Source organism: Candidatus Bathyarchaeota archaeon, from assembly GCA_026014805.1.
Lineage (GTDB): Archaea > Thermoproteota > Bathyarchaeia > Bathyarchaeales > SOJC01 > JAGLZW01.
In genome coordinates this window covers 18472-27847 of the sequence record JAOZHR010000015.1, presented here as the reverse complement: position 1 = coordinate 27847, position 9376 = coordinate 18472, and the positions used below count along the sequence as shown (strand labels likewise).

Genomic DNA, 9376 nt, shown 5'->3' with positions numbered 1-9376 from the left:
TGCCGACAACTCCCTTCTGCTATTTGGGTACCTATGCAAAAGCTAGAGAAATCATCAACAGCGGATTGCCTGTTGCTTTGGCAACAGATTTGAGCGCAGCAAACATGTGCGAATCCATGCAAATGATGATGACTATTGCAATACTCCAGATGAAAATGACCACGGAAGAAGCCCTTGTAGCTTCAACAATTAATGCGGCTCACTCTATAGAGCGCGCCCATGAAATAGGAAGTTTGGAAGAAGGAAAAAGGGCAGATATCGTCATTTTTGACGCTCCCAACCGCAAATATTTCCCGTACCACTACGGTATTAATCTAGCTGAAAAAGTGTTTAAAAACGGGAAGTTAGTAGCAGAAAAGGGGAGAAGAACCAAATAAAAATTTCCGGTTGACCCTAAAGAATCACAGAACTTTTTCTTCTACTTCTTTAACTCATAGGTAGTTGTCTTTCAATAAATCCGATGGATGTGGCAAAGAATTAAAACATGTTTGTACCATTCTGGTTTACAGTGAACTAGCTTGGTTAAGACTGAGAAGCTTGTTAAATGTTTAACAGGTCCAGAGCTGCATTGTAAGAACTGGCAAATCGAAGGCATTTACCGCATGCTCCACCACGTTCTCGACCCTGAAGTAGCGAAGGACTCTGAACATCTTATCGTTTACGGAGGCACAGGGAAGGCCGCCCGCAACTGGGAATGCTTCAACAAAATTGTCGAAACTCTGGAGAAACTTGAGCCAGACGAAACCATGCTAATCCAAAGCGGCAAACCAGTAGCGGTCTTCAGGACTCACGAGTGGGCACCAAGAACTCTTATAGTAAATTCTATGTTGGTTCCGAAATGGGCAACTTGGGACTACTTCTACGAGTTGGAACAGAAAGGCTTGATCATGTTTGGCCAGATGACAGCGGGATCTTGGGCTTACATCGGCACCCAAGGAATTTTACAAGGCACCTACGAAACATTGGCAGCAATCGCAAAGGAACATTTCAACGGAAGTTTGCGAGGGAAACTCGTCTTAACAGCTGGCTTAGGCGAGATGGGCGGCGCACAACCTCTAGCAGTGACTATGAATGACGGAGTAGCATTAGTTGTGGAAATCGACAAAAGAGCCATAGAAAGACGACTCAAACACAAGTATCTGGAAACATGGACTGACAACCTTGACGACGCTATAGGAATGGCGATGGACGCCAAAAGAGGAGAAACACCCAAAAGCATCGGGCTCCTCGGCAACGCTGCAGAAGTGCATCCAGAACTCGTGAAGAGAGGGATAATACCAGACGTTTTAACTGACCAAACTTCTGCTCACGACCCCCTTAACGGATACTACCCCATGGAGCTTACTAAGCAAGAAGCTGATAAACTAAGAGAGGAAAAACCAACTGAATACATTAAGAAAGCAAAGGCAAGTATGAAGGTTCAAGTTAAAGCCATGGTTAGGATGATGCGGAAAGGCGCAGTAACCTTCGACTACGGCAACAACCTACGTCAACATGCCTACGACGCAGGCTACAAAGACGCCTTCGCATATCCCGGCTTCGTACAACGCTATATCAGACCAATGTTCTGCGAAGGAAAAGGGCCCTTCCGCTGGACATCGCTTGTAGGCACCCGCGAGGACATCTACAAACTAGATGACATAATCCTCGAAGAATTCGCCCAAAATAAGGAACTATGCCGCTGGATACAAAAAGCTAAGGAAAAAGTGAAGTTTCAAGGCTTACCCGCCCGTGTCTGCTGGCTGGGCTATGGAGAAAGAGCAAAATTCGGAAAAATCATAAACGACATGGTTCACAAAGGCGAACTCTCTGGTCCTATATGGATAGGGCGCGACCATTTAGACTGTGGAAGCGTCGCTTCCCCGAATCGCGAAACGGAAGGCATGATGGACGGCAGCGATGCTATTGCAGACTGGCCAATACTGAACGCTTTACTCAACGCGGTCGGGGGGGCAACTTGGGTTTCTGTCCATCACGGTGGTGGCGTGGGCATAGGCTATAGTATCCATGCAGGCATGTGCCTCGTAGCTGACGGTACAAAAGAGATAGAAAAACGTTTAACAACGGTTCTGACAACCGACCCAGGGATAGGTATTGTAAGACATGCAGATGCCGGCTACAAGAAAGCTAAAGCAATTGCGAGAGAAAACAATATCAAAACACCCATGCTGCATTAAAATGGATGAAAGATTATGAAGAACGTAGCTATTGACGGAGAAACCCTAACTGTACAAGACATTAGTACTGTTGCCCGTTACAATGCGCAGGTTACAATTCCTGAAAAAACCAAAAAAAAGGTCAAACAAGCGCGAGAAACCTTAGAACGCCTTGTAAAGAACCAAAAAATAATTTATGGAGTGACGACGGGTTTTGGCGCTCTGGGAAATATTGCTATCCACCCTAAAGACATAAGGCAGCTTCAAGTCAACATCATTCGAAGCCATTCATCAGCTGTCGGAAAACCGCTGAGCAGAGATGTGACACGGGCGTTGATGCTTCTGCGCGCAAACACGGTGGCCAAGGGACATTCTGGAGTGCGCTTGGAAACTTTGAAGACATTAGTACAAATGATTAACAAAGGCGTTCATCCGATTATTCCAGAGAAAGGTTCAGTAGGAGCCAGCGGCGACTTGGCTCCACTTTCTCACATGGTTCTAGTGATGATTGGAGAAGGCGAAGCAGAATATCAAGGCGTGGTTATAAGTGGAAAAGAAGCCATGAAGAAAGCTGATATTTCGCCGATAACGCTTGATATGAAAGAAGGTGTTGGCCTGAATAACGGCACTCAGATGATGACAGCCATAGCAGCTCTTGCCATCCATGATGCCGAGAACTTGGTGCAAACATCCGAAGTCGCAGCAGCGATGAGTCTTGAAGCCCTATGTGGAATAGTGGACGCTTTCGATGAAAAAATTCATGGCACAAGACCTCATAAAGGACAGATTGAAAGCGCCAGAAACATCTGTGAGCTTCTATCGGGCAGCAAATTAGTAAAGCCTAGCAGTGAAGCGGTGAAAGAAAACAAGTACCCACAAGACCCGTACTCCTTAAGATGCATTCCTCAAGTTTCAGGCTCAGTTCGTGACACAATAAGCTACGTTAAAAGCGTAATAGGGGTGGAGATTAATTCTGCAACCGACAACCCCCTCATCTTCGCCAAAGATGAAGTATGCCTGTCTGGCGGTAACTTTCATGGGCAACCCATCTCTGCTGCCATGGATTATCTCGCCATCGCGCTAACCACAATGGGCAACATTTCTGAAAGGAGAACAGCAAGGCTGATAGATGAAAAGTTGAGCAGAGGGCTCCCTGCTTTCCTAATCTCCAACAAAGCAAAGAGAGGGCTACAAAGCGGCTTCATGACGTTACAGTACACCGCCGCAGCCTTGGCCTCAGAAAACAAATCCTTAGCTCATCCGGCCAGTGTCGATTCAATTCCAACATCTGCTAATTTTGAAGACTTCGTGAGTATGGGTCCATTTGCAGCTAGAAAAGCGGTGGAAATTCTCAGGAACACTGAATATATCGTTGCCATCGAACTTCTGTCGGCTGCTCAAGGTGTTGAATTCAGAGGAGCAAACAAACTTGGAAAAGGCACAAAGACAGCGTACAATCTAATAAGGAGAAGGATCCCCGCCCTCGAGGAAGACAGAGTGCTTTACAAAGACATAGAGGTCGTCAAGTCGTTAATTCGAAATGAAGAGTTCTCGAAGTTGAAAAGATAGAACCTCTATCTTATGAGAGTCTCTGAAGAGCTTTCAATCTTTTCACTATGTTTGGATGGCTGGAGAACAACTCCAGAAACCTGTCTACGCCCGTTACTTTTCTCTGCAACACTTCCTCAACTAATCTTCTATCGCCTGCTCTGAATTGTGCCATTGCCTTCGCGTCTGACACAGCCCTGTCAGGGTCAGATATGAAGAGGGCTTTGAAAGAGTTTAGATGTCCTGATTTTGGCATTCTCTTCTTAATTCGTCCGCTTTCGTGAACTATTTTTGCCAAGCCTTCAGAAAGTTTTCTCGGTCCGTCTTCTACGATAGATGCGGTGTGGCGGTCAGCGTAGTATTCCCGTAAGCGGCTTAGGTATAATGTGAATAAGGTGAGTATCAAGTATAGGAAGATGCTGATTATTCCGATGATTGCTGCTGCCCCTGCGCTGTTGTTTCTGCTTCTTCCCCCAAACATTGAGGAGAATATGAAAGAGTAGCCTATGAAGTAGAAGATTGCAGGTAGGATAGAGACAAACATCATCACTTGCACGTCTCGGTGTTTCAAGTGGCCTAGTTCGTGGCCAATAACTGCTTCAACTTCTTCGCTCTCCAAAGTCTTCATTAGCCCTTCTGTAACGGCTACTCTGGTGCCTGTAATAGGAGAGCCGTAGGCGAAAGCGTTTGGAATTGGAATGCGTGCCAGCATCAGTCGAGGCGTTTTGATACCGCTTCTTTGGCTTAACTGCTCTACTTTAGCACATATTTCGGGGTTTTCTGATTGTGAAATTGGTCGTACTCGGTAAATAGCGTCAATTAAGTACGGTGCAATTAGCCATTGCAGTATATTGAAGCCAATTATGAAAATGATTAGCCATATGATGTTAAATCCTACAGTTAGATGCAATATAGCTGTGAAGAACAGTGTGGAAAGTCCTATGATAATTGCTAAGGTTCCAATCATGGAAGCTCGTAGCTTTAGAAGAGAGCTCATGTTTCCACCTGAAGAATCTCAGCAACACAATCTCTCTTATAAACCTTTTTTTGGGAAAAAATGGGAACAGAATCTTTCCAACTTTAAATGTCAAGATGCTCTTTTCTCCACTTTGTACAGATTTCCAGCTTTGCTTACTTCGAATTTTACATCTAAAATTTCTTGAGCAAACCATATGTTGGTTTCCAGATGGTCGGTCATTGAGCGTGTAAGGAAAACCGATTCGCCATTTGCCAACGCCATGTACGGCACTAGCATGTCTGCAAGATGCACGTCCATGGTGGCTTTAGCCTCTATTTCCTGCAGCAAGTTTTCTGCAGCTTCTCTACCCACTGCTTCGCTGGGCTTTCTCAGTTCACCAATAGCGTCTCCGCCTAGAAGAATACCTGTGCTAGTTTGTGCCCATAAGGATAGAGAGCTGCCTTTCTGCAGGGGATTCGAAAAATCGTTTACAACTTGAATTTCAGCCTTGTATCCACGTGTTTTTAAAAGGTTGTTGGCAGCATTTGCCTGACGTTCAGCAACCCTTCGGTCAGCTAAAAAAGTGCAAACTGAAACGCCTTTCAACGATTCCAGCAGCCCAAATTCTCCAAAACTGAAAGAAGCAAGTTTCGGGCTAGGCATAACCTTAATGGAAACTTCGCCCATACCCTTCGGGTAATAGCCATATTTGTGAACTGTAAGAGAAGACCTTAACCCTATCTTCTTGAGAGTTGGGAGAAAAACATGGCGCAGATAGTTTATTGTGGGAGAGTGAGAAACGTCCGTGCCGCCCTTCGAAATGTGAATGTAGACGGAGTTTTTTGCGAAGGCGCATATGGGAAGAACGGTTATCAGCAGCATTGGGATGCTTCCAGCAGTGCCTATTTCTGCTTCCACTTTACCACTTGCAATTTCGGTTGGATAAAACCATAACTCCTTGGAGCCAAGCTTAGCTCCTTTCACGGTTGCGCTGCAAAGTCTTGCAGCGGTTAGCACAGCTTCCAAATGTTGAGGCTTCAAGCCGGGTTGGGGGCGTTTCTGACGTATATTAAATATGTGAAGAGGCTCATTCAGGATTGCAGCCATTGCCACCGATAAACGGAGAATTGTGCCGCTGCCGCTTTTTTGGCTTCCATCAACTTCCAGCAACTTATACCCTCAAACAATCCTTTTCAAGATTACAAGAAGAGACTATTTTACATTGTGTTGCTAGGGAAAGGACAAAATAAATGAGGGACTAAGACGGATAGTTAAGACTTGAAGGAGCAAGTCAGAATGAGTGAAGCAAAGCCAAACACTGAAGAAATACTGCAAAGACTAAGTGAAGTCCTCGATGTTTTGACGAGACTTTCTGAAGACTTACAAGACATTGCAAAATCACTAAAGACCATAAGCCCGCGCGTGGCTCCAACCATAGCGCCTCCTGCAGTGCCTTCCGCAGCGCCTCCAGTACCAACCCCTAAACCTGTAGAAAAAGGAATAGAAGATATTCGAATGATGTTTACAAAGGAGCTAGAAGCAATGCTTATCTTCGAAGACAAGGGAGACTTCATAAAAGTAACGCCTCGCCAATTTCTTGGCTCAGAAAACTTCGCAAAAATTGCGTCTACAATCCGAGAAGCAGGCGGGGAGTATATCAGCGCGGGGAAAGGCTCTCACTTTAGAGTCCCAAAATAAACGGAACTCGTTCTGCTACCATACTATTCGGAAGTCCCCAAACTCTCCAGTATAAGTCTCCAAAATTACTTCGGTTCTAGTTACTCTTGCGCCGGGCGGTCCCCTTCTACAAAACTCTATTAGTTTCTCAACGCTTTCTTTTTCCCCTTCCAAAACCACCTCAACTCTTCCATCTGGAAGGTTTCTAACCCAGCCTGTCACGTTGTATCTACGGGCTTTTCGATGTGCTTCTGATCGGAAGAAAACCCCTTGAACTCGTCCATTGACGAACACGCGTGCTCTAACTTTCATCTGAAATCCTCCATTCTCTTAATATGAAGGAATTACAGAGTATCCCCAATGATTACTCTTTTGATAACTTATATCTAAGCGATTCTCCGATTCTGGACAATAAGATATAATTGACGGATGCAGAGGAACTGCGAGAATTATATGCAATATTTGGAACCAGCTTCTTTCTATGGACGGGTTAGCTAGCTTTTACACCTGTTTTTCCTTTGCATGTTGATGATCTTGGCTTCTCCTTTTTTGATTTGGGTCTTCTGATGGCATTGCCCTCTTTCTTTTCCATATTTCTTAGGCTTCCCGCAGGAGCTATTGCCGGTCAAATTGGGAAAAAAGGATAGTTCTCTTTGCTCTAGCCATTCAATTGGCGTCATTTCTGCTTCTGGGCTCTTTCTTCTTGGATTCATCTTTTATTTTCTTGACCCATGTATTGCACCTATTTTCATCTCCATAATGCCTTTACTGCTTCCTGAAACTTTCTTATTCACTCTCTTTGTGTTTTGCATAGCGGCAATTGTTCCCTTCATTGGCATTGGAGTTTTTGCTGGCTCAATTTCGAAGCTGGCTAGAAGCACGTACAGATATCGATCCGAAATTAGAGTAATCAGTGGTCTGATTCTAATAGGCTACCCCTATACCTTATTGTTTTTATCTCTTCTCCATATCATAAAATAATTCTTCTTGGCTAAGCGCATATACACTCTGCCAAAATTCGCATTCTGCGTCCTAATAGTTTCACTATCCTCTCTCCACTTTGTCTGGTGACGTTGCTCCGCGTTCCTTAAAAGAACTTTGACAGAAAGTCTTCCTACGTGAAAAAAATGCTGGAAAACAATGGAAAATTCATGATCTACGCTTCTAGTATACCAAGCCGTGAACGCTTAAGGGTTGTTGGTTCTGCAGTTGCAAAGGTTGCAAGCTCTCTGAAACTTGAAACAGAACTTTCCCCAAGGAGCAGACTGCTCTCCATTTATGTCTATTACAAAAGCGATGCGGGTGATGAAATTCCTGTGTATTGTGACTGGGGCAAAAGCTGGAAGGAAGAAGATGTCTATCGTGCCATTAAAAACATGATGTTTGTGCTTTCTTTTCATCCACGCCATTCAAGTCTGCGGACAATAAGAAAGGGAATATGTATCTCTGCCTAGAGTACCTTGTTGAACTTTATGCTTTGATTTGAAAGCTCGACTTCATAGGTTTGATTAACATCGAATTTGATGTTTAACTGGTCATATTCTTGCTCTGTTAAGAACAGGATGATTTTTGGCAGGTTAAATCCTGTTCGCATAGTTTGTACAGGAAGCTGTTGCTGTAATGCTTGAACTACGCTTTGCACCATCCTTGCTTCTTCCGTGGCTGGTTGAATAGCGAACCGCGGTATCTTACGTTCCTCTACAAGCTCTATACGCTTTCCTAGAGTACCTTCCGGGTCGCGGATTGATTCAATGCGTTGAACTCTAACAAGAACCACTTTGAAACCTCATTTCTTAATATCGTGCAGCATTAGGCTTTATGCGTTTCTGCATTACTCCATTTCGACTGTTGCAGGAGGCTTGGGTGTCACATCATAATAAACCGCAGAAATGTTCGAACAAGCCTTTAGTATTTCGTCTGCTGTCTCGTTCAGCGTTGCCCAAGAAATTTCAGCTACTTCTGCTGTGAGAAAGTCGTGCGTTTGAATCGCCCTCAAAATGACAACATAAGGTCGTTTCTGAGACGTTTCTTTAATTGTATATAGTACTCGCGTGAAGAATTGATGCTCCATAGTTACCTTAGCTTGGAGGGCAACAAGGTGGGCTATAGACGGACTATGAAGGCTGCCATTCGCAGTTTGGGCTTTCAACGCGGTAATTCCACCATACATCCTCTTGCCACCTCTTATGCCAGTAGCTTTCGCCTCGAAAATCTTGATTGACAAATGCCTTGAAGGAACATTAAGAAAACGGGCAGCAATCTCTTTAATGTGCATGCTCCTAGGATAGGAAACCGTTTTGTTATCAATGATTGCAGCAAAATATTGGCTAGGCTTGTGCTTCGCGAATTTTTCTTCAACAATAGCCGTTGCTTTTTTCGCTGAATCTAGCTTATCTCTTTTAATCTCACCTACAACTCGTACAGACAGGCCTGGACCTGGAAAAGGCTGCCTTTCAGCAATTTCTGAGGGAACTCCTAAGTGGCGTGCCACTACGCGAACTTGCTCTTTGTAGAGAGACGCGAGAGGTTCAACCACTTTGAAACCATAACGTTCAACCGTGTTTATTCCCATTTGCTCAAGTACATTGTGCTGGGTTTTCACGCCACCCGTTGTTTCAATTACATCAGCTTTTATAGTTCCTTGAACAAGCACATTGCATCTTTCTTCTTTAGCAGTTTCGCCTAATATCTTGTAAAATGTCTCACGGAACATCTTGCGTTTTTCTTCAGCGTCTTGTAGACCTTCAAGTGCCTTCAAGAATCTTTCCTGAACATTCAATATTCTTATCGGCAGATTTATTGATGGTTGTGATACTAGCTGGGCGATACGTTCTGTCTCGCCTTCTCGCATAAAGGCGTCATCCAGCATCACACATAGAATGTTATTGCCAATTGCTTTGTAGGTTAAGACGGCGCTTGTTGTACTATCAACACCACCTGAAACAGCGATTAGCGCGCGTTCATTTCCAACAAGCTTCTGTATCTCTTCCACCTGTCTTTTTACGAATTCTTGTGGATTAAAAATCTGCAATAAAGA

At 44.3% G+C, this 9376-nt stretch carries 10 protein-coding genes; 5 read left to right on the top strand and 5 right to left on the bottom strand.

Annotated features, from left to right (window positions below):
• The 3 genes from NWE91_03755 to hutH all read left to right on the top strand — a co-directional run.
• The coding region (locus NWE91_03755; protein ID MCW3985511.1) for an amidohydrolase family protein at positions 1 to 377 on the top strand (377 nt) is incomplete at its 5' end.
• Positions 378 to 518: 141 nt separating this feature from the next.
• Complete coding sequence (gene hutU, locus NWE91_03750) at positions 519 to 2177, top strand: urocanate hydratase (protein MCW3985510.1); 1659 nt, start codon at positions 519 to 521, stop codon at positions 2175 to 2177.
• Between the two features lie 15 nt (positions 2178 to 2192).
• The gene (hutH, locus tag NWE91_03745) at positions 2193 to 3725 is read left to right on the top strand and encodes a histidine ammonia-lyase (protein ID MCW3985509.1); all 1533 of its coding nucleotides are present in this window, start codon (positions 2193 to 2195) and stop codon (positions 3723 to 3725) included.
• A gap of 10 nt (positions 3726 to 3735) precedes the next feature.
• Here the strand turns inward: hutH and NWE91_03740 are convergent, their stop codons facing one another.
• Complete coding sequence (locus tag NWE91_03740) at positions 3736 to 4701, bottom strand: zinc metalloprotease HtpX (GenBank protein ID MCW3985508.1); 966 nt, start codon at positions 4699 to 4701, stop codon at positions 3736 to 3738.
• Between the two features lie 90 nt (positions 4702 to 4791).
• Positions 4792 to 5832: an RNA 3'-terminal phosphate cyclase gene (gene rtcA / locus NWE91_03735; protein MCW3985507.1), complete on the bottom strand. Its 1041-nt coding sequence runs from the start codon at positions 5830 to 5832 to the stop codon at positions 4792 to 4794.
• 126 nt (positions 5833 to 5958) lie between these two features.
• Between rtcA and NWE91_03730 the strand changes: the two genes are divergently transcribed.
• Positions 5959 to 6360, top strand: a complete 402-nt coding sequence (locus NWE91_03730; protein MCW3985506.1) for a hypothetical protein — start codon at positions 5959 to 5961, stop codon at positions 6358 to 6360.
• Between the two features lie 15 nt (positions 6361 to 6375).
• Here the strand turns inward: NWE91_03730 and NWE91_03725 are convergent, their stop codons facing one another.
• Complete coding sequence (locus NWE91_03725; GenBank protein ID MCW3985505.1) at positions 6376 to 6651, bottom strand: acylphosphatase; 276 nt, start codon at positions 6649 to 6651, stop codon at positions 6376 to 6378.
• 815 nt (positions 6652 to 7466) lie between these two features.
• Between NWE91_03725 and NWE91_03720 the strand changes: the two genes are divergently transcribed.
• On the top strand, positions 7467 to 7793 hold the full coding sequence (locus NWE91_03720) for a hypothetical protein (GenBank protein MCW3985504.1): 327 nt from the start codon (positions 7467 to 7469) through the stop codon (positions 7791 to 7793).
• On the opposite strand, the gene NWE91_03715 is transcribed toward NWE91_03720, so the two are convergent.
• Complete coding sequence (locus NWE91_03715; GenBank protein ID MCW3985503.1) at positions 7790 to 8116, bottom strand: arcadin 1; 327 nt, start codon at positions 8114 to 8116, stop codon at positions 7790 to 7792. The two genes, NWE91_03720 and NWE91_03715, sit on opposite strands and share 4 nt — an antisense overlap.
• A gap of 54 nt (positions 8117 to 8170) precedes the next feature.
• A complete protein-coding gene (locus tag NWE91_03710; protein MCW3985502.1) occupies positions 8171 to 9370 on the bottom strand; it encodes a GMP synthase in 1200 nt (399 codons plus the stop codon).
• Positions 9371 to 9376: the final 6 nt, after the last annotated feature.